The 21592-nt window shown below is 50.4% G+C and carries 13 protein-coding genes; 2 read left to right on the forward strand and 11 right to left on the reverse strand.

Annotated elements, in window-relative coordinates; genetic code table 11:
* Window positions 1-38 precede the first annotated feature (38 nt).
* The 9 genes from gspG to Q0499_RS20940 form a co-directional block, all read right to left on the reverse strand.
* A complete protein-coding gene (gene gspG, locus Q0499_RS20900; RefSeq protein WP_299203957.1) occupies window positions 39-467 on the reverse strand; it encodes a type II secretion system major pseudopilin GspG in 429 nt (142 codons plus the stop codon).
* Between the two features lie 14 nt (window positions 468-481).
* Complete coding sequence (locus Q0499_RS20905; protein WP_299203959.1) at window positions 482-1696, reverse strand: type II secretion system F family protein; 1215 nt, start codon at window positions 1694-1696, stop codon at window positions 482-484.
* 1 nt (window position 1697) lies between these two features.
* Window positions 1698-3434, reverse strand: coding sequence for a type II secretion system ATPase GspE (gene gspE / locus Q0499_RS20910; protein WP_299203962.1), 1737 nt, complete (start codon window positions 3432-3434; stop codon window positions 1698-1700).
* 244 nt (window positions 3435-3678) lie between these two features.
* A complete protein-coding gene (locus Q0499_RS20915; RefSeq protein ID WP_299203965.1) occupies window positions 3679-5910 on the reverse strand; it encodes an SPOR domain-containing protein in 2232 nt (743 codons plus the stop codon).
* A gap of 27 nt (window positions 5911-5937) precedes the next feature.
* On the reverse strand, window positions 5938-6396 hold the full coding sequence (locus Q0499_RS20920) for a hypothetical protein (protein ID WP_299203968.1): 459 nt from the start codon (window positions 6394-6396) through the stop codon (window positions 5938-5940).
* Window positions 6396-11144, reverse strand: coding sequence for a hypothetical protein (locus Q0499_RS20925; RefSeq protein ID WP_299203970.1), 4749 nt, complete (start codon window positions 11142-11144; stop codon window positions 6396-6398). The genes Q0499_RS20920 and Q0499_RS20925 overlap by 1 nt, the downstream gene beginning before the upstream one ends.
* Window positions 11145-11168: 24 nt before the next feature.
* The gene (locus Q0499_RS20930; RefSeq protein ID WP_299203973.1) at window positions 11169-12755 is read right to left on the reverse strand and encodes a cytochrome C; all 1587 of its coding nucleotides are present in this window, start codon (window positions 12753-12755) and stop codon (window positions 11169-11171) included.
* A gap of 439 nt (window positions 12756-13194) precedes the next feature.
* Window positions 13195-14097, reverse strand: a complete 903-nt coding sequence (locus Q0499_RS20935; RefSeq protein WP_299203976.1) for a hypothetical protein — start codon at window positions 14095-14097, stop codon at window positions 13195-13197.
* A 14-nt stretch (window positions 14098-14111) separates the two neighbouring features.
* Window positions 14112-14951: a hypothetical protein gene (locus Q0499_RS20940; RefSeq protein WP_299203979.1), complete on the reverse strand. Its 840-nt coding sequence runs from the start codon at window positions 14949-14951 to the stop codon at window positions 14112-14114.
* A 312-nt stretch (window positions 14952-15263) separates the two neighbouring features.
* Here Q0499_RS20940 and Q0499_RS20945 point away from each other — a divergent pair, with 312 nt between their 5' ends.
* Entirely contained in the window at window positions 15264-16589 is a 1326-nt protein-coding gene (locus Q0499_RS20945) for an NAD(P)-binding domain-containing protein (protein ID WP_299203982.1), read from the forward strand.
* Between the two features lie 55 nt (window positions 16590-16644).
* Complete coding sequence (locus Q0499_RS20950; RefSeq protein ID WP_299203985.1) at window positions 16645-18615, forward strand: ankyrin repeat domain-containing protein; 1971 nt, start codon at window positions 16645-16647, stop codon at window positions 18613-18615.
* Between the two features lie 73 nt (window positions 18616-18688).
* On the opposite strand, the gene Q0499_RS20955 is transcribed toward Q0499_RS20950, so the two are convergent.
* Window positions 18689-19678, reverse strand: a complete 990-nt coding sequence (locus Q0499_RS20955) for a general secretion pathway protein GspB (protein ID WP_299203988.1) — start codon at window positions 19676-19678, stop codon at window positions 18689-18691.
* Window positions 19679-21544, reverse strand: a complete 1866-nt coding sequence (locus Q0499_RS20960) for an ExeA family protein (RefSeq protein WP_299203991.1) — start codon at window positions 21542-21544, stop codon at window positions 19679-19681.
* Between the last annotated feature and the right edge of the window lie 48 nt (window positions 21545-21592).

The raw sequence follows: 21592 nt of genomic DNA on the forward strand, positions 1-21592 counted from the left end.
CCCCCGATTTTCCTTGTTAGCGACTGTCTCGCATGTGCCTATTTCCAGCTGACGATATCTGAGTTCTCTCCTTCGCCGCCTTCATTGTTATCGGCGCCCAGAGAGAACAGGTCGTATTCGCCATTCTCGCCGGGAAACTTGTAACGGTATTCGTGTCCCCAGGGGTCCATACGTATGACTTTTTTCTTCAGGTAGGGGCCGTTCCAGCTACTCACGCCTTCCGGTGCATTGATAAGGGCGTCCAGGCTTTGTTCCGTATTGGGGTAGCTGCCAACTTCGAGACGATAAAGGTCAAGGGCGGCACCCAGTTCCTGAATCTGCAGCATCGCCGTTTTGGTCTTGGAACTGTCCAGGTGTTTTAGCACCCGGGGGCCTACCAGACCGGCCAGCAACCCCAGAATGACCAGCACAACCAGAATCTCGAGTAGGGTAAAGCCGCGTTGTGTGTGCGTTGACTTGTTTTTCACATATCTCTCCTTGATTAGAGTGCTATATCGTTAATCCCGATGATGGCGGACAAAAGGGACATAATCAGCACCGCAATGATGAATCCCAGCGATAAAATCAACGCCGGTTCCAGGATATGCAGCAGCTTTTGAGTTTCTGTTTCAATCTGCCGGTCATAGATATCGGCTGTTTTTAACAGCATGCCGGGCAGCTCACCGGTTTCCTCGCCAACCTGGGTGAGCTGAACCACCAGTGGCGGTACCCGTTTGCTGTTTCTCAGTTGATCAGAGAGGCGGCCGCCCTCGCGCATATGGGTGGCGGCCAGGGTAACCTCTTTTAACAGGGTGTTATTGGTGAAGGCCGCACTGGACATCTCAATGCTGGAAAGCATCGGTACGCCACTGTTGATCAGATTGCCGAGGCTGCGACAGAAGCGGGTGTACTCGATCTTCACATGGAGTTTGCCGATCAGCGGCAGATTTAAACGCAACGCGTCCCACCATGCAGCGGTCGAGCCACTCGAAATAGTCCGGTACGCGATGATGAGCAGCAGCGATAAGACGCCCAGAGCATAGACACCATAATCGATACTCACCTGGCTTAACCACATCACAAAGCGGGTTTCCGGGGGAAGCTCCTTACTAAAGCCAGCAATGATGTCAGCAAATTGCGGTACCACATAGAGCAGTATCATTAAGATCGACAGCAGCGAGACACCCAGTAATATGATTGGGTAGAGCAACGCAGCGGAGACTTTCTCTTTAAGCTGACGGCTGCGGTCCAGGTGCTGACAGAGGGTTTCCAGCCCTCGTCCTATCTGACCACTGGCTTCCGCTGCTCGAATCAGGCTGATATAGAGTGGATTGAAGTAGCGCGGGAATTTTTCCAGCGCCTGACTGAACATCTGACCGCCACGCAGTTGCTGACGCAGTTCATGAACCAGTTCTTGCAGCAGGGGCGAAGGGTTCCCCTGCTGCAGAATTTCCAGACTCCGGTCAAGGGGTATGCCTGCTTCAACCAGATACATAAGTTCCTGAGTAAATTCAAAAATCAGCTCGCCACTTGCCGACCTGAAACGGACGGCTTTGGCCTTCTTTTTCTGGCTTTTTGGTTGTTGACTGTCAGCATAGATGGGGACTTTGCCGCTGGCCTGTAACTGGATAATGACCTCTTCGCGGTTATCTGCCGAGATAATACCTTCAGTGAGTTCGCCATTATTACCGATCGCTTTGTAATAGAAGGAGGTCATCTTAGCTCTCCTGAGTGACACGCAGCACTTCTTCCAGGGTCGTCAGCCCCGCAAGCGCTTTACTGCAGCCATCGCTATACATGGTTTTCATGCCGTGTTCGACAGCCAGTTGTTGTAACGCTCTGGCATCGCAATTTTGCATAATATGTCGGCGGATAATGTCATCAACAGGCAAAACCTCTGCGATGGCGATACGACCGTTGTAACCGGTATTGCGGCAATGCTCACATCCGACCGGGTTATAGAGCTTGCTGTCTGGGTCAATGGTCTCGCCGCTATTGCGACTAAGTCGCTCTAATAGTTCCGGCATCGGCTGGAAAGGTTCGGCACAGTGCTGACAAAGTTTACGCACCAAACGCTGACTGACCACGCAGAGCAGGGTAGAGGTTAGCAGGTAGTCTTCCACCCCCATGTCCAGTAAGCGGGTGATACTACCGGCGGCTTCGTTAGTATGCAGGGTGGATAATACAAGGTGACCTGTGAGTGCTGACTGAATACAGATTTTGGCAGTTTCCAGATCTCGCATCTCGCCCACCATGATGATATCCGGGTCCTGACGAACAATAGAGCGCAGTGTGGTTGCGAAATCCAGGCCGATAGAGGAACGCACCTGAATCTGGTTAACCCCTTCAAGTTGATACTCTACCGGGTCTTCGACGGTGATGATTTTTCTTTGTTCAGTATTGAGCCCCTGCATCGCGGTATACAGGGTGGTTGATTTGCCGCTACCGGTGGGGCCTGTTACCAGGATCATGCCGTTGGGTTTTTCCAGGGCGCTTTTCAATCGCGCCAGCGGTTCGCCACTTATGCCGAGGCTCTCGAAGTCTAAGACCAGGCTATCGCGCTGCAGAATCCTCATCACCACGCTTTCACCGTGCACAGTAGGGATGCTGGATACCCGGATATCGATGGTCTGACCCTGAACGCGAAGGTCGATCCGGCCATCCTGAGGCAGACGTCGCTCAGCGATATTCATATGGGCCATGATCTTGATGCGGGAGATCACCGCGGCGCTCAGGTGTGCTGGCGGTGCTTCAACCTCCTGTAATAAACCATCACAACGAAAGCGTACTTTCAGCTTATCGTGGAACGGCTCAATATGGATATCTGAAGCATTTAGTTTGCAGGCACGCTGAATCAGCAGGTTTACCAGGCGGATAACCGGTGCTTCGCTGGCCATATCCCGCAGCTGTTCGACATCGGCGTCGCTGTTGTCGTCGGAATCTTCAATCTGATCGGCAATTTTGCCCAGTTGTGACTGACCATCGCCGTAGAATTGATCGTAGAGAGTGTCGAGATCGGTTTTGCTAATGACGACCGGTTGTACCTGTTCAGCCCCGCAGGCTAGTTTGGTGCTTTTAATAACAAACTGATCGCCGGGGTCGAGCATCGCCAGGGTGAGTATGCCGTCACTGAACTCCAGCGGGATGACTGAGTGTTGTTTAAGAAAGTTTTCGGCGATCAGATCGGCGCATGCGAGATTTGCAGGAAAGTCTTCAAAAGAAACTTTACGCAGCTGAGTAATTTCTGCCAGACAGAGGGCAAGGTCTTCAGCGCTGACCTGTCCCAGTTTTAATAGCATAAGCGGCAGGCTGGTTGATCCGGCCTGTTCACCGGCTAATGACAAGGAACGATTAAAAAGCTCTTTAGTGAGCTTTTTTCGGGAGGTAAACCACTCTCTAATCTGTTGCTCTATTCGTTCTTTTTCGTCATTGTGTAACGCTTCGGCATTTCCCATCCTCACGTCCTTTTATTTTTATTAGCACTGGACTTTCTACATTCGACTCAGCTCATAAGCGTTCCGTTTCAAGCTGTCATCATCTAACGGTGTTTGTTTAGTTTAGTTGAGAAAAGATAAAAACCACAATCATCAAAAGGTCATAATTCACACAATGATCATGATAATTATTATCGTTAATAAGATTCACTATTACTAATTATTGATTAGTAATAGTGAATATGAGGGTCAGCTTTAAGCTGGATTAAAAATCGTGACGATAACCTAAGTTAATGTAATAACTATTAGTTTCGCTGGTGTCAGTGGTTAACTCACGGTTAGATATCTCGCCACCAGTCTCAAATTCGAAACGGGTTTTGCGTGTCCAGCGGTATTCAAAACGAACCGAGGGCCGGGCATACCATTGCGAGGTATTATCGTCGGTGTTCTCACGATATTCTGTTTGAAAACGCGGATTGATTCTTAATTTTTCGTTGACTGGATAGCGGCTGTTAAAGGTTAAACCCAGCCTTTGACTGGTGGTTGCATCCGTCAAGCGGATACCAACGATACCCAGATCTCCCTGTTTAATCAGGTTGTTGCCGATCGCCTGTACAAATAGAGAGTATTCGTAATCGGTTCCAGCAAACCCATCAACACCGCCAGAGGTTTTACTGTCGCCCTGTTTGGAAACTGTCAGGTCGCCACTGAGTTGGAAATCGTCGGTGATTGGCTGCACCATACCCAGGGTGGTGGTAAAGCTTCGGGTGGTGCGATCAAGCGCATATTGACGGGCTTCATCCTCGGTAATGCCTGTCGCCAGCAGTTCACTGAGGGTGTTGACTGACTGGCTTTGAATCGCAGTGGTGGTGGTCAGTACCGGGCTGTTACGGTAATCAACCGAAACGTTGAATGTTTGCTTTTTCTCGTTGGTCCAGCTGCCCAGTGTAAACAGGGTGTTTAGTTCATTGAAGGAGATATCATAATCTAGCAAGGTAAACAGGGTTTTACCTGGCTGGAAATAGCGAACCTCACCACCGATGGCCCGACGGTCCAGTATGTTTTCATTACGCTGTTCTATCAGGAAAACGTTATAGTCCCAGGCGTTGTTGAAGGTGCCCAGGTCAACGTTTACACCATAGAACCAGCGATCGAGATTGACCTCTTTATAGGTGGCTGTTTCAACCGGAAAGCCCGCGACCAGGTTAAGCTTAACGGTTTCATTGAACGAGTGGCCGGCAAGCACCCCGTCAAAACGCCCTAAAACACCACCGGAGCTGCTGGACTGACGTCCAAGGCGGAGTGTATTTGTCGCCTGCTTATCCTGAATATCCACATACAGTGTGCTGATCCGGGCTTCGCTTTGGGTGCTGTCGAGGAAGTCTTCCTCATAGCCACCGGAAAACCGCGTACGTACATCATACTCATCCCCCCGGTAGCGACCCGTCAGGTAAAGGTCGTTGGAGAGTGCATCGCGGTTGACCGATGTGATTTTAAAATCTTCAGTTTCAGTAGAAAACTCGTCCCGGCGATAGAATTGTGAGATACCACCGTAGACGTCCCAACGGGAAGGCTCTGCTTTACGGGTTGTGGTGGTGCGTGTCGTGGGTGTCTCTGTTGCGGTAATCATTGCGGTGATACGCTGACGAACACGCAGGGCGTCCGCACCGTCAGGGTATTTTTCCAGATACTGATCCCACGAAGCTTTAGCCTGGGCTTGCTGGCCTTTACGTTCACGGGCTACACCGGTAAATTCAAGCGCCTGGCGGCTGTACTGGTTTTCCGGCTCCCGGAGAATTTTAGTATACAGCTGGATCGCCCGATCATACTCCTGTGCAATCATCGACTGCTCAGCCTGGATCATTATTTTTCCAAGCGGGTCATCACTATCGGATGCGGGCTTTGATGTACCCGAAATACCGGAAGAGGCAATGACGGCAACCGGCTTGCTGGCAGGGATGGGCTGTGTAACGTTAGTCGTTCGTTCGGGAGTGCTGGTTTCAGTCAGTGGCTCTGTCGCCGGTGTTTCAACGGCCGTAGCATTGGCAGGTAGAGACGGCTTAAGGTTTTCTTCTGTTATCAAAGGTGTATTTTTGATTCTGGAGACTTCTGCAATGGCGGCGAGTTTCTCCGTTTCGGGAACCTTGGTTATCCAGAGTTCAGGGTGTCTGTTACGGATCGTTGCAGCCAGTGCTTCCCCATCTTTAGCGTTGGCAAAAAAGCCAACCCTCACCCGGTACCACTTTTTCCCCTCTACGATTGAGCTGGTGATATAGGCCACCTGATTTTTAAATGGCAGTTCTTTAATCACATCTTCAGCATCAGCAAGGCTTGCCAGTGATGCCACGTGAATTGCATACCGGCCGCTTGACTGTATTACAGAACTCTCCGCGCCTTGGGCTTGATCTGCTGCGGTACAGGGAAGGGCGGTGAGCGATCCGCCAGCGATGACAGCAGCAATAAGAGTGGATAACAGGGTTCTGGTCGGGTTATGCATTATGTTTTTCTCAGTTTCAAATTCGGATTACTGGCATTTGGCCTGCTGGATGCGTTTGGACGGGTAGATCAATACCTTAATGGTGCGGTAATCACTGCCCTGGATCACTTCTGAGCGAACCACTTCCCGGTATTGTAGAGTCAGGTAGGGGCCACCGGAAAAGTCGCCCTCGTAGACGACTTCATCCAGCAGATCGTGATCTTCCGGCGAGGCTGATTCGCGAAGATCACTCGCGTTCTGATCGATCTGAGCCATCTGGATATGCTTAATGCGTATTCTTAGTTCGTCGCTGGGCTCCTGCGGGTAATGGGTGATATAACGCACCGGGTAGTGCATATGGATAATGGCCAGATCCGGATCGCAGGGCGACTTACTCCGGATCAGCTCTACCCCTTCCATAATATTCTCCCCAATGGGCTGCGCCTGACTAAGACTGGCAGGGAGAATCAGTGCGCTCAGCAGTAATGCTTTAACTAGTTTGTTCATTAGTCCCAATCCCTATCTTGAACACTGTGTTCCGATCTGCTTTGGCGGTGACAGCTTCCAGCACAGTTGCGTGCTGTGGAAACGGTATCGCCTTCATGTTTATTAGGTCTGAAGTCATTCGCATGACAGCCCGCACAACTTGGCGCGTAAGCCGGTGTTGGCCATGGGATTGTCTGGCTGTTAGAGGTATGACATGCATTACAACTGGGGTTGGCTCTGTGGTCACCCGGATAGGAGCCAGAGCTGTGGTTGAAGTTAATACCCACAAATGATGTTGTGTTATGGCACTCATCACAGGCTACCGAGGTAACAAAGTGGTTGCCCGGTTTGCCGGTGGCAGTATTGCCGTTATGGCAGCTTTCGCAGGTGCCTGGCGATACATTATCGTGACTGAATGTCGCGCCAAACCAGCTATTGGTCGTGTGGCAATCATCGCAGGTATTACTGCTCTGGATATGATTGGCGGACTTACCTGTCGCGATCACGCCGTTGTGACAGGTATTACAGGTGCCGTTCACCTCTGCGTGGTCAACCCGGGTGGCCGGAACCCAAGCCACAGAGGAGTGACAAGACTCACAATTATTAGAGCTGTTGATATGGGTGCCATTCTTGCCGGTGGCGGTGGTGCCATTATGACAGCTTGAACAGCTGCCGGTGACGCCGCTGTGGTCGAAGACCGCATCAGCCCAGTTGTTGGTGTTATGACAGTCATCACAGGTGTTACCGCTCTGGATATGGTTGGCGGATTTACCCATCGCAATACTGCCGTTATGGCAACTGCTACAAGTGCCGTTCACTTCGGTGTGGTCAACTCGGGTGACCGGTGACCAGCTGACCGGGGTGTGGCAGGATTCACAGTTATTGGTGGTATTGATATGGCTGCTGTTTTTGCCAGTTGCGGTGGTGCCGTTATGGCAGCTAGAGCAGCTGCCGGTAACGCCGCTATGGTCAAATACCGCACCGGTGAAGCTGGTGGTGTTGTGACAGTCATCACAGGTATTGTTGCTCTGGATATGATTGGCCGATTTACCCAGTGCAATGGTGCCGTTATGACAACTGCTACAGGTGCCACTGACTTCTGCGTGATCGACACGGGTGACCGGTGTCCAGCTGACCGGGGTGTGGCAGGACTCACAGTTGTTGGTGGTATTGATATGGCTGCTGTTTTTACCGGTTGCGGTGGTGCCGTTATGGCAACTTGAACAGCTGCCGGTGACACCGCTATGGTCAAATACCGCACCGGTGAAGCTGGTGGTGTTGTGACAGTCATCACAGGTATTACTGCTCTGGACATGGTTGGCAGATTTACCCAGTGCAATGGTGCCGTTATGACAGCTGCTACAGGTGCCATTGACCTCAGCGTGATCGACGCGGGTGGTCGGTGACCAGGTGGTGGGTGTATGGCAGGCTTCACAGTTATTGGTGGTGTTGATGTGAGAGTTGTTCTTGCCCGTGGCTGTTGTGCCGTTATGACAGCTGGAACAACTGCCGGTGACATTGCTGTGATCAAACACCGCACCGGCAAAGCTGGTGGTGTTATGGCAGTCGTCACAGGTGTTACCACTCTGAATATGGTTGGCTGATTTACCCACTGCAACAATGCCATTATGACAAGTGCCACAGGCTCCATTGACCTCGGCATGGTCAACCCGGGTTACCGGAGACCAGCTGGATGATGAGTGACAGGCTTCACAGTTATTGGTGGTGTTGATGTGTGTTGAGTTTTTGCCTGTTGCGAGAGTGCCGTTATGACAGGTACTACAACTACCATTGACCTCGCCATGATCAACGCGGGTAACCGGAGTCCAACTGGTGGAAGAGTGACACGCCTCGCAGTTATTCGTGGTGTTAACGTGGGTGCTGTTCTTGCCAGTGGCTATCGTACCGTTATGGCAGGTATTACAGCTGCCATTTACTTCGCCATGGTCAACTCGGGTTACCGGAGACCAGGTGGTTGGGGTATGGCAGGACTCACAGCTGTTAGTGGTGTTGATGTGAGTTGCGTTTTTACCTGTCGCGGTAGTGCCATTATGGCAGCTGGAACAGTTGCCGGTGACTCCGCTGTGATCAAATACCGCACCGGTAAAGCTGGTGGTGTTATGACAGTCTTCACAGGTATTACTGCTTTGAACATGGTTCGCGGATTTGCCCAGCGCAATACTGCCGTTGTGGCAGCTGTTACAGGTGCCATTCACCTCGGCGTGATCGACACGGGTCACCGGTGACCAGTTTGTCGGCGTGTGACAGGCTTCACAATTGTTGGTGGTGTTGATGTGAGAGCTGTTTTTACCGGTCGCAGTGGTGCCGTTATGGCAGCTGGTACAGGTGCCATTCACCTCGGTATGATCAACTACAGTAACGGGTGACCAGCTGTTTGATGAGTGACAGGCTTCACAGTTGTTGCTGCTATTTATATGACTGGTGCCTTTACCGGTCGCCAGAGTGCCGTTGTGACAGCTGCTACAGCTACCATTTACCTCGGTATGATCAACCCGGGTCACCGGAGACCAGCTGGCAGACGTGTGACACGCTTCACAGTTATTAGTGCTGTTGATATGGCTGGTGTTTTTGCCGGTCGCAGCGGTACCGTTATGACAGCTGTTACAGGAGCCAATGACCTCTGTATGGTCAACCTGGGTAGTCGGTGTCCAGTTGGTATTCGCATGACAGCTTTCGCAGCTGTTGGTGGTATTTATATGACCGCTGTTTTTGCCTGTGGCTGTCGTGCCGTTGTGACAGGTAGCACAGTTTTGCGTCACATTGCTGTGGTCAAATACCGCATTAGCCCAGCCGGTGTTGGGATTGTGGCAGTCAGCACAGGTAGCGTTTGTAGGTACATGGCTGGCGGACTTGCCGGTAGCAATAGAACCATTATGACAACTTTCACAGCTGCCCTGTACCTCATTATGGTCAACCCGGGTTTCCGGAGACCAGGTGGATGGGGTATGGCAGGCTTCACAGTTATTAGTGGTGTTTATATGGCTTGAATTCTTTCCTGTTGCTGTAGTTCCATTATGGCAAGTACTACAGCTACCATTAACCTCATCATGATTAACCTGAGTTACAGGTGTCCAGTTGGTATTCGCATGACAGCTTTCACAGCTGTTGCTGGTATTGATATGCCCGCTGTTTTTACCGGTTGCTGTACTGCCATTGTGGCAGGTAGCACAGTTCTGAGTCACATTGCTGTGATCAAATACCGCATTGGCCCAACCACTATCTGGATTATGGCAATCGGCACAACTGGCGGTAGTCGGGACATGGGTCGCTGACTTTCCGCTAGCAATAGAACCGTTATGACAGCTTTCACAGGTGCCCCTCACTTCATTATGGTCAACCCGGGTTTCCGGAGACCAGGTGGATGGGGTATGGCAGGCTTCACAGTTATTGGTTGTATTAATATGGCTGGAGCTTTTACCTGTAGCTGTAGTGCCGTTATGGCAGCTTTCACAGCTGCCGTTAACCTGTCCATGGTCAACCTGGGTAACAGGTGACCAGTTGGTTGGTGTGTGACAGCTTTCACAGCTGTTAGTGGTATTTATGTGACCGCTGTTCTTGCCTGTTGCAGTCGTTCCGTTATGACAGCTTGCGCAATTACTTACACCAGGGGGGTGCACGAAGTTAGCATCGGCCCAGCCGCGGTCTGGGTTGTGGCAATCTTCACAGGTATTGCTACTAGGTATATGGTTGGCTGATTTTCCAGTAGCTGTGGTGCCGTTGTGGCAGCTTTCACAGCTACCATTGACTTCACCGTGGTCGACCTGCGTAACCGGCGACCAGCTTGTGCTTGAGTGACAAGCCTCACAGTTGTTGGTGGTATTGATGTGTCCTGAGTTCTTGCCTGTTGAGATGCTGCCGTTATGGCAACTTACGCAGTTTGTCGCTCCGGCGTGATCAAATTTAGCGCCCGTCCAGGTGTTGATAGAATGGCAATCCTCACAACTATTACTGCTGGGAATATGGTTTCTGGTTTTTCCTGTGGTGTTGAAGCTACCGTTATGGCAGCTACTGCAGTTGCTGCCGCTGTCCGGGTGGGTCCAGAGGCTTGTGTCACTAAAGTTAGTTGGGCGGTGGCAATCCTCACAGACATTGTTTGTTGGAATATGATTGCTGCTCTTGCCCGTTGCCTGAGAGCCATTGTGGCAACTGACACAGTTGTTTTCGATGCCGCTATGATCAAACGAAGAGGTCTGCCAGCCGCTGGTTGCGTGACAGCTTTCACAGTTATTACTGGAAGGTGGGTGGTCGCTCTGCTTACCAAACGCGATCTGGTTGTTATGGCAGGATACGCAGCTGCCGGTGACTTCATCGTGGTCGACTTTGGGTACATCGGTCCAGCTGCCTGGGCTGTGGCAGCTCTCACAGTTGTTGCTACTGTTGATATGGTCGCTGGTCTTGGTGGATGCCGGAACGATACTGGAAGAGGAGTGGCATGATGAACAGGTGTTCGGTGTGCCTTTAAACATCCCCTTAATATGACAGCTGGAGCACTCCAGGTTGGCGTGCTGACCATCCAGCATAAAGCCTGTACTGAGGTGATCGAACTCTTCCCGGGTCGCTTTCTTCGTGCCTGCGGCCGGGTTAGCATTCTGGGTTTCTGTGTCCAGTTGCTGCAGTTTATCCGGGTCGGACATCGCCTGGGCGGTTGTCGGCAGCATGAGGCTGAGTAATAGCAGTATGAATAAGGGAATAAGTTGCCGCAGCATACCCGCGGCTGATGAAACAGGCTTAATTCTTGTTATTGACATACTTATCACCTATATCCCCCGGGCCTATTGACCCAGGTTGCTTGTGTCGTCAAACGATTCGGTCGTGTGGCATCGTTCACAAAAACGTCCGAAACCGCCAAAATGAACATCATCGCTGCGGTGGCAGCTAAAACAATCTGAAGCCTGTTCGATATCATCCAGATTTTTTACAGGCTTGATGTGACAGGCCTCACACGGCTGTTCTTTGTGTTTGCCTGTCAGTTCAAAATCGGTCTGGGTATTGTGGTCGAATTGCCAGATACCCCAGTCATTAGGGGTGTGACACTGTTCGCATCGTCCACCCAGTGTTTCTTTGTGAACATCGTCGTCCTTATGGCAGCTGCTGCAAGCCAGGGCGGTGTCTTTAAATGTTTGTTCCAGGTGGCACTCTTCACAACTGGTAATCGCATGCTGGCCAATCAAAGGGAAATGGGTCAGATCATGGTCAAAGCGGATGACGCCGGCAAAGGATTCTTCGTCATGGCAGCGATTGCAACTGTCACCCTGCTGCCCCTTATGTACATCGTCACCTTTGTGGCAACTGATGCAGTCTGTCTCAAGCTTGTCTTTCAGACTGCCTTTATGGCAACTGTGGCATTCCAGAGGTTTATGACTGCCTCTGAGTTTGAAATCGGTGTCCCGGTTATGATCGAAGCTGCTTTTCTGCCAATTGTTTTCGCTATGGCAGTCTTTACATTCAGTACCGTTTTTACCCTGGTGGGTGTCATCGGCACGGTGGCAGTCGATACACTGATCTCCGGGTGATTTGTCATAGGGCGGATCGACATGACAGTTGCTACAGCTGGTCTCTTTATGCGCACCCTTGAGACGGAATTCGGTATCATTATTATGGTTAAACTTCAGTTCGTCCCAGCCTTTTTCAGAGTGACACTTTTCGCACTCGCCACCAAAGTTACCGCCATGAGCATCGTTTAGGCGGTGGCATGAAACACAGGCTGTTGGAATGTCTTTGTATTGCTCATCTGCATGGCAGCTGCTGCAATTTACGTCAGCGTGTTTATCCAGCAGAGGGAAGTCGGTGTCATCATGGTTGAAGCCGGTATCCTGCCAACCGGTCTCTTTGTGACAATCGTCACACTGCTCACCCAATTTACCATTGTGCTTGTCATCCTGTTTGTGGCAGTCAATACACTGATCAGGCGCTTCGCGAAAACGGTGTGATGCTTCATGGCAGTTGGAGCAAGCCGCCGTTCGGTGTTCACCCTTGAGTGGATAATCGGTCAGGTCATGGTTAAACGTGGAGTGGGTCAGCTGGACTATGTCAGCCTCTCTTCCCATGTGGTCAGAGTGACAGGTTTTACATTCGATGTTCTTGCTGTTTTCCATCCGGCCGTGAAAACCTGTCCCTGCTTCGATATCTTTGGCGATATTCTGATGATCGTGGCAGGCAAGACAGCGGCTGCGTTGTTTGGTCTGATCAAAAGACTCATGACAGCTATCGCACTCTGTTTCGAACTGCGCATGTCCATTGATGACTTTACCGGGCATGAGAATGGTTTCGAAGATATTAGCTTCACCGGGCACACTGAAGCCTAGCAGTACCACCAGGGCAATATATTTCAGCGTTAAGATGCGTTCAGAGAGCTTCACTCAACCTCCGGTAAAGTTAAGCCGTAAACCCTGATGTCTTAGGGATACGGACGGAAAAATGGAGGAATAATAGTGATGGCCATTCCCCCGAACAGGCCTGTGATTTCGATCACACGAATTGCATTAGTCGGAATTAGTTAATTGATCGGGGGCGTTAAGCAATATCACCCCGGCAACAATCCGTGCGTTAATTCTCTGGTTGAATCTGTAAGTTATTAATAGCAATAAGCAGGCCTGATTATATAAAATCCTTATTTATCATAATGTTATTAATATTCTTCAAAATGGTTCTCATAAAAGAGCGATGCGGCAGGTGGAGGTGCTGTCTCAAAGTCCGCACACTTTTTAAGGAATAAACAGGCATTTCCTTATTAATCAACAACTTATAGTGTCTCTGTTTTGATACTCTCAAAAATGAGAAAAAATTCTCACATGAAAATTAATACATATGAACTGCGGCAACATGAATTAAACCGGTGATGAGTAGCATGCTAAAAAAGACAACATGGATCTTATGCCAGTTATGAAAGAGTTTTTCATAGAAGGTAAAGACCGCCATTTTTCGTATCGCCTTGAGCAGAATGCCGACCAGCTTGCAGCACTCTTTGAACTGCTTTTCCTCCTGTGTTCTGTCCCAGCCAGAGAGGCGTGCCTGGGTGGAAACTATGGCGCGCAACCGCCGACGAAGGCTGAAATAGGTGATCCATGTGCTGACGCCGATAAAGATTTTTCGCGGAATAAAGCTCAGCGCTCCACCGCTGGGTTTCATTACATACTCTTCGAACGCTTTTATTTTATTTTCAATGGTTGGTGCTAGTCCGCTGGTTTGTCCCAGCATCTTTCTCGCCTCATTACTGATATCCATCAGTTCTTCAATGCGTGTGCGGGTGCCGAACAAACCGTAATGAATCTGTGCGTAGATGTAACGTCCGGCAATACCGCTGGCGACCACCAAAATCATCGAATAGAGAGCCACATTGCTGTTGGTTGCGCCAAGTGAAAAATTGCTATGAAAGGCGATCATTACCGGTGCGATAACACCAATAAACATGTGCAGGTTAAACCAGATTTTGATTGCACCGGTGCTGCGCATGAATTTGAATTTTTTACGCGCGGGGTAGATGAAGATGAGCAGGAAGAAAACGCCTGCTACAAGCCCTAACCAGTATCCCAGCCCCCATTCAGCCGTTATCAGATACTCTTCCCGCTGCTGCCATCCCCATAAAAGAAACAGCCCCAGCGCCACAGAGACGAAGGGCGCTGCAAACTGTTCAAAAGGTGATAAGTGGAGCTTGTTGATATCTGCTTTCTGCTGCTGTTCAGCCACTTTACTAATGCTCATCTGATTGCTGTTTGTTATTTACGAATCTGGTTAATTTCGATGGTTACGTTGTTTCCCGATGTGGGGTTAATTGTCTGACTAAAACCTTCCAGATCGCCCTGAGTCGCAGTAGCACTGTCACTAAACGAGATACGTGCGCCAATCACAACCGCTGTAGCGGATGACAGTTTGCGGTCAGGTATTACGGCATTGGTATCATCGAGGGTAAAGCTGAAGGGCAGTTGTGCCGGGGTTTGACGAATCGCTGCTAACGGCATTGGTGGCCCTTTATCAGCCCGGGCAAAGATAAACAAAGTCGCGTTTTTATTGCTCAGCTGTTTGGCTAGCTCGGGGGTTATATTTACACTTCCACTCACGGATGCCTGTGCTTTATCCGGACTGTCTTTTAGCGCCTGATCAATCATCACGGCCGTCAGATTGCGGGATGTCTTCGGCTCGGGAAATGCCCGTGATGGCTGGGCTGGCTGTTTAGCTGTCATGCCGCTACGTATCTCATCAAGACGGGCTGGAGGTAGTCCCAGCGCTGCAGCTTTAGCGTATGCTTCGTCTGCCGCAGTTTGATTATTCATGTATTGATAGGTGCGCCCCAGTAATACCCATCCCTCCATGTCATTCGGTTCATTTTGCAGCCTGTCTTTGAGCTTTTGGGCCATCTGATCAAGTGGGCCGGCTTCCATGGTGGCGGTTGTTTCAGCCGCCTGTACTGCCATCAGAGAGGCTGATGTATCAGCGCGCTGGGTCATGCCGTTTGGCACATCACCAGATTGAGTAGAGTTGCTGTCTGTGAGGACAAAGGCAGCAACGGCAATGCCGGCGGTTAAAGTCAGGGCGGTAAACAGGGTATTGCGAGTCATACTATAAGACACTCCATATATCGGCTTGGTTTCATTAATGCACAAGTCATACCGTTTAGTAAAACTCTATATGTTTCAGATAGATATTAATGTTTCTGTGACAAGGTATATCATTGTTGCGAATTTTCTATAAACGGTTGTGGGTTTGGGTGTGTACTGTTGGAGACAGTTGTTGTTGTTATGTAATTTGATTAACGTATTAAATAGTAAATCGGGTTTTCTTTTTGATAGGAGAGCAGGCAAAAGCAGGTTTCACTCTTATCTCATATTTTCAGAAGATAGAAAATTCAGACGTTTTAATAGGTATTACACATGAACATACAGCCTGACATTTATCAGTATCTTATTATTGGCGCACCGCTGCTGGCGATCTGGATGCTGTATAACTGGTATAAAACCACCCAGACCCGCGCCAATCTGGCGATTAAATCAGATGCCATTGCGGCAGGGCTGACTGAGCCGGCTTCACTGCACCCGATTATAAACAGTACGCTGTGTCTTGGTTGCGGATCTTGCGTCAATGCCTGTCCGGAAGCGAAGCATCAGGTCTTGGGTCTGATTGATAATAAATCCGAGCTGCTAAATCCCTCCGACTGTATCGGCCATGGTGCTTGTAAAACCGCATGTCCGGCTAACGCTATCGAACTGGTGTTTGGTACTGAGCGTCGTGGATTGGATATTCCCAATGTCAGACCCGATTTTCAGACCAATGTGCCCGGCATCTATATTGCTGGTGAGCTGGGCGGGATGGGGTTGATCAAAAACGCCACCGAGCAAGGGCGCAAAGCGATGGAAGAGATCGCGAAAGTGTCTGGAATGGGCTCTGGTGGCGATCTTTTGGATGTTCTGGTGGTAGGTGCCGGGCCTGCAGGTATCACTGCAACCCTTGGGGCGATGGAGAAAAAACTCACAGTTAAAACGATTGAGCAGGAGTCATTGGGCGGAACCGTGGCTCAGTTTCCGCGCGGTAAGCTGGTGATGACCGCGCCGGCAAAATTGCCAATTGTGGGGGAGTTTCAGTTTAAAGAAACCACGAAAGAAAAGCTGATCGACTTCTGGGCTGAAGTCGAGCGTAAGACGGGTCTTAAGGTCAACTATAAAGAGCGGGTTGATCATATTGATCATCTGCCTGAGGGTGGCTTTGAAGTGACAACCAATAAGTCGGTCTATCGAACCCGTGCGGTGTTGCTGGCCATTGGTCGACGAGGAACACCCCGCAAGCTGGGTGTGCCGGGTGAGGAGCAGACTAAAGTGGTCTATCGTCTGGTGGACCCTGCACAGTATAAGGGTAAACATGTTCTGGTTGTTGGGGGTGGCGATAGTGCCCTGGAAGCTGCAACCAGTATTGCAGATGAGCCGGGTACTACAGTGACTATCTCATACCGTAGTGCCGCGTTTGGCCGGGCAAAAGAGAAAAATCGCCGCAGAGTTGAAGCTGCTGTAGAAAGTGGTCGACTGAACTTAATGTTAAGCTCAACGGTCAATGAGGTGTTGGAGTCTGAAGTTGTGCTTAATCTTAATGATGAGCTGCATCGAATTCCGAATGACAGTGTGATCGTATGTGCCGGTGGTATTCTACCGACCGGCTTCTTGAAGCAGATAGGTATTGAGGTCGAAACGAAATATGGTACTGCCTGATCGGTCCGTAGATTTACGGTGGTGGTCTGCACCACTTTTTATCCTCGTAATCTGCTTGCTGAGTTTACCTTTCAATATATCCCCGGCTTATGGTGCTCACCAGGAGCTGGGTGATGTCAAAGCGGCTATTCGTGTTAAGGATTACGCCGGCGCTCAGACGTTACTCCGACCGTTGGCTGAAGCGGGTGATGCGGAAGCTCAATATATGCTTTCAACGCTCTACCGGAATGGTCAGGGGGTAACTAAAAGTCATGAAAAAGCGGTGTACTGGCTGGAAAAAGCCGCTGATCAGGGGCATGTGAAAGCGATCTATAATCTGGCGGTCATGTATGAAAAGGGCTGGGGTGTCGAGCGGGACTTAGCGCGAGCGGAGCAGTTGATGACCCTTGCTGCAGATGGCGGGCACCCTCTGGCGCAGCGTCAGATGCGCAAAGAAACGTCAGAAACACGGCAAAAGAAACAGCTAAAAGAGTACCGTGCTGTCGATAAAGAGAAGACCTTGTTCTGGTTGGCGCAGAAGGGTAGTAACCGTGAGTTGAAACAGTTGCTGGAACAGAAGCCGGACATCAACAGTCATGATGAAAACCAGCGCACCGCCTTGTATGAGGCAGCTGAAGCCGGGCATATTGAGACGGTAAAAATACTGTTGCAAGCCGGGGCTCAGATTGGGCTTGAAGATAAATTTGGCGTAACCCCGATTATGGCAGCCGCTCAGAATGGCCACACCGGAGTTGTCAAACTACTACTGAAGGCGGGCGCGAATAAAGCGGCAGGTGATGATAATGGTAATACGCTCATGCACCTCGCTGCCGGTAGCGGCCATCTGCAAACCGTGCAGTTGCTGGTCTCTTCCGGGGTTGGGATGAACGGTATTAACCACAGTGATTATACTGCGTTGGATCTTGCCGTTAACCGCGATCATAAAAAAGTTGTTAGCTGGCTGAGTGCTAAAGGAGCGAAACGCAACAATCTGGCGCCGCCTGAACGTGATGCCTCACTGGTGGCACTTGAGGCGTTGAGCTCTGTTGATCAGGTTGTCAGCGGTGACAGTAACCCTTTCCAGGGCTGGTCGGCGCTGATGCTATCCAGCTGGCGTGGTCAGGACAAAGTGGTGGCTGAGCTGTTGCGCAGTAAACCTGATTTGAAGCAGGTTGATCAGGAAGGTCATACGCCGCTAAGTCGTGCGGTGTGGCAGGGGAATGACGCTATTGTGAAGATGCTGATCAACGCCGGTGCCAATGTTAATCATCAGCTGCCGGGTGGCCGTAGTCTGCTGATGCTGGCGGCTGAGCGGGGTTTCGATAAGATTAGTGCCCTGCTGATTAACAAAGGCGCGGATCAGCGGCCATTGTTGGAAAACGGTGATGGTGCGCTGATGCTGGCGGTTAAAAACGGTCATGCTGAGATCGTTAAACAGCTGTTGGATAGCGGCTCAGGTATGTTATTGAAAAAGGAGCAGGCAAATGTGCTGCTTGAAGCATCCGCATCTGATCTGCCGCAGCTGATTGAGCTACTTGTTAGTCATGGTGTTGATCCGGATACCCGGGATAAACAGTCGCGCACTGCTCTCTGGTATGCCGCTGACCATGGTGCTCTTAAGGCGATGCAGGCTCTGAAGGATAAAGGCGCGAATCTTAATCTCGCTGACCTGAATGGTAGTTCACCGCTGATTCGGGCGATATCCCGCAAGCAGATTGCGTCACTGAAATGGCTGATTGCTGCAGGTGCCGATATTAATCAACCCGATGGTAAAGGTAATACCCCACTGATGGTGGCGGCGGCTGCCGGTGATCGGAACAGTGTGATTTTGCTGGCTGAGCAAAGTGCCGCTATCAATACCCGTAACGAGTTTACCCAGACCGCTCTGATGCTGGCCGTCAATGGCGGACATGTTGAGGTTGCTGAATGGTTATTGAGTAACGGCGCGCAACCCCGCCGTAAAAATCAGCTGGGTCAGGATAGTTTCAAACTGGCTGAAGCCTCCGGCAATAAAACGATGCTGGAACTGTTAAAACAGTATCGTTGATTCTCATGAGCTAAACACTTTTACAGTGTTTAGCTCTTTTTGTTTTCTCTTATCAACTTTCTGCTCTGATCGCTTATCTGAGCAACTGGAAAGAGATGCCCCGGAAACTGAAAATCAGCGATTCGGGCTTGATTTCATTCAGCTGCAGATCGTTATTAAGACTTTGTCCCTCGTGCATCATCTTGCCATTCACCCTGGCCATGCGCTGTTCAGGAGTTGCTGCGAAGATATGCACTGATACTTTCAGATCAGGAATAGCATTGCGGGTTTCAGCGTCCAGTTCGCTGAGTAGTGGAACTCTGCTGTCAATGTTATCAGCGCTACTGTTTGAGATAACGACAGAACTATTTTCTCGCGGATTTCTATCTGACTCCGTTGATCTGTATACCTGCTTCTGTGTTACCACCGTTTGTGGTGTCTGGTCTGTACCTGACGTTACCGGTCTGCCCTGTCTTAGTGGAGCCAGTTGTTCTATCAGAGCCTGATTGAGTAAGCTGCGATTGAGCTGATTCACATCGGGCGTGGTGATTACTGGGGCCGCTTTAGTGACTGTGGGTGCTTTAGGTTGGGCAAGGGGAGCTTCGTTAGCGGGCAGCGTTTCAGTGTCCGTTCTCTCAGGGTGTCCGGGCATTGGGGCAAACGGATTACGGTGGTAGCGTTGCTCGGGGTCTGGGTCATTATCTGATAATTGGGCCGTCATTATGTGATGAGGCGATGCGGTAATGGATCTTTTCTCAGAGATCTCTTGAGAAGGGGTATCAGAACGATTAGCCAAAGAGCGCTCTTCAGGCCCGATGACTGTCACGGGTGTCGTTGCTAATGGCTGGTTCGGTTGGCGGGTGCTCTCAGTAACAGTGGCTGAACCTGTTGTAGATGATGGTGATGAATCCGGCCACATCAGTAGAGCGATATTCCCTGCGAGCAGCACCGGAACGATCCAGACCCACTTTTTTCGCTTAGGCGCGGGTTCGTTTGGCCGACGTTGGGGCGTAGTGATATGGGTGACCGGCTGACTATTACGCTCCTGTTCCGATTTTTTCAACGCATCCAGAATATATGACATCTATCGCTCCCGGTAGCTCAGCAATGAAGGAGCATTACTGTCGGTCAGGGTATTGAGGCGAATCAGTGTTTCGGGACCGATGATGCCATCCTGCAGCAGATTCTGGCTGCGCTGAAACGCCTTTATGTAGAGTAACAGTTGGTCATCAAAATGGTCATTTATCTCACTTTGAAACAGCGGTGATAGCTGAGCCAGTTGCTGTTTAATCCAGAGGATATGTGGGCCGTAGCTGCCGGGTCTGGTTAACGTATGGTAGCCTTCAGGGGGATGCCAGAGCAGGGTGTAGTTGAGCAGATCAGAGTCATCAAGCTGAGATAATGGGGTTTTCCAGCTGCGCTTGCCATCGGTGATGGTGGCGACGCCGCTGTTGATCCCTAATAATATTTGTCGGGTCTGGGGCTGGTCTTTGGGTAGTATGCGCACCAGAGCCGGACGGTTGTTTCGGTTTAACTGTTGCCAGCTGCCTTGCTGATGCAGGCAGCGGAGCTTGTTATTCAGGGCAAACAGACAGGGGTCCTGGTCATCTGGCAGTTGCAGTTGCCAGACCTGAAAAAGTATCTCATACGCGCGGCGTTCAGAGTTAATACCGCTATCTGTTGCTTTCGCGTCAGCCGGTTCTATTTGTTGCAGTTGCGCAGGTGCTGGGGTGATTGCGTTTGTCGGACGGGTTTCAATCACTGGTGTAACGATTTCAGCAGCCAGATCCTGTGACATGACTGTATTGGTGCTGACTTCGGTCTCAGTGTCGGGCTCCGGGCTGGGCGACGGCAGAATCTTGTCTATAGCCGCCTCAGCTAATATTGATGGTGCAGAGGTGTCTAAGAGTTTTTCACTGTGCAATAGTGAGTCGTTTGCAGCCGTACTATCCGGCTCAGCAGGGGGCGTTACTGTTTGGCTGAGGTGTGGTGTCGTCCTGGCAGAGGCTACAGCGCTTAGCCAGTCGTTTGCCGCCGGATAGAAACGGTACACCAGCAGTATGATAAAGATAACACCCAGTGTGACCGTTATTGGGCGGTAAAAATAGGTTCTTGGCTGCGGTGGGTTTTGACCAAAAACCTCCCTGGCGGCCTGATAGAGAATCTTTGCGCTAATCGCGGGCTCGTTGCGGGCATAGGCTCCCAGTAAAGCCCGGTCACAGAGGATATTGATCAGCCGGGGAACTCCGCCGCTGAGGTGATGGATCTGTTTGATTATGTTGCCAGGTATCGGGTTTGGGGTTTGGGCAGCTGGTTTATAACCCGCTATCGCCAGACGATGATTGAGGTAGTGCTCTGTCTCATGCAGATGTAACGGTGTCAGGTGAAATCGGGCGGTAATCCTTTGTGCCAGTTGCTTCAGCTCCGGGCGTTCAATCATCTTACGCAGCTCTGGCTGACCAAACATAACGATCTGCAGCAATTTTTTTTCGTTGGTTTCAAGATTGGTCAGCAGACGCATCTGTTCCAGCACCGTGGGGCTGAGGTTCTGCGCTTCATCAATGATCAGAATGGTATTTTTACCATCAGCGTGACTTCTTAACAGGTGGCGATAGATTGCGTCCGAGAGTAACTTGATGCTGAGATTTTGTTTGTCATAGCTGATATGCAGTTCATCACAGATACTCGCGAGAAACTCTTCTGAACTTAGTGTTGGGTTGAGAATGAAGGCGACGTCAGTCATTTCCGGTATATTATTGAGCATATAACGGCAGAGGGTTGTTTTGCCGGTGCCGATCTCACCGGTGAGCATAACAAAACCACTGTTACTCTGGATGCCATACAACAGATGAGCCAAGGCATCCCGATGCTGGGCGCTCATATAGAGATAGCCCGGGTCGGGGGCGATCGCAAATGGTGAAGAGGTCAGTCCGAAATAGTGGTTATACATTTGCCTAACCTGGCGATACAGACCTTTTCAAAGATATTCCATTGATCA

The sequence above is a fragment of the uncultured Amphritea sp. genome (genome assembly GCF_937127095.1).
GTDB lineage: Bacteria > Pseudomonadota > Gammaproteobacteria > Pseudomonadales > Balneatricaceae > Amphritea.

Bases quoted from the DNA above. Each gene is read 5' to 3' on its own strand.
- Q0499_RS20905 (WP_299203959.1), bottom strand. From the start codon at position 1,696: ATGACCTCCTTCTATTACAAAGCGATCGGTAATAATGGCGAACTCACT.
- gspE (WP_299203962.1), bottom strand. From the start codon at position 3,434: ATGGGAAATGCCGAAGCGTTACACAATGACGAAAAAGAACGAATAGAG.
- Q0499_RS20915 (WP_299203965.1), bottom strand. From the start codon at position 5,910: ATGCATAACCCGACCAGAACCCTGTTATCCACTCTTATTGCTGCTGTC.
- Q0499_RS20920 (WP_299203968.1), bottom strand. From the start codon at position 6,396: ATGAACAAACTAGTTAAAGCATTACTGCTGAGCGCACTGATTCTCCCT.
- Q0499_RS20925 (WP_299203970.1), bottom strand. From the start codon at position 11,144: ATGTCAATAACAAGAATTAAGCCTGTTTCATCAGCCGCGGGTATGCTG.
- Q0499_RS20935 (WP_299203976.1), bottom strand. From the start codon at position 14,097: ATGAGCATTAGTAAAGTGGCTGAACAGCAGCAGAAAGCAGATATCAAC.
- Q0499_RS20940 (WP_299203979.1), bottom strand. From the start codon at position 14,951: ATGACTCGCAATACCCTGTTTACCGCCCTGACTTTAACCGCCGGCATT.
- Q0499_RS20945 (WP_299203982.1), top strand. From the start codon at position 15,264: ATGAACATACAGCCTGACATTTATCAGTATCTTATTATTGGCGCACCG.
- Q0499_RS20955 (WP_299203988.1), bottom strand. From the start codon at position 19,678: ATGTCATATATTCTGGATGCGTTGAAAAAATCGGAACAGGAGCGTAAT.
- Q0499_RS20960 (WP_299203991.1), bottom strand. From the start codon at position 21,544: ATGTATAACCACTATTTCGGACTGACCTCTTCACCATTTGCGATCGCC.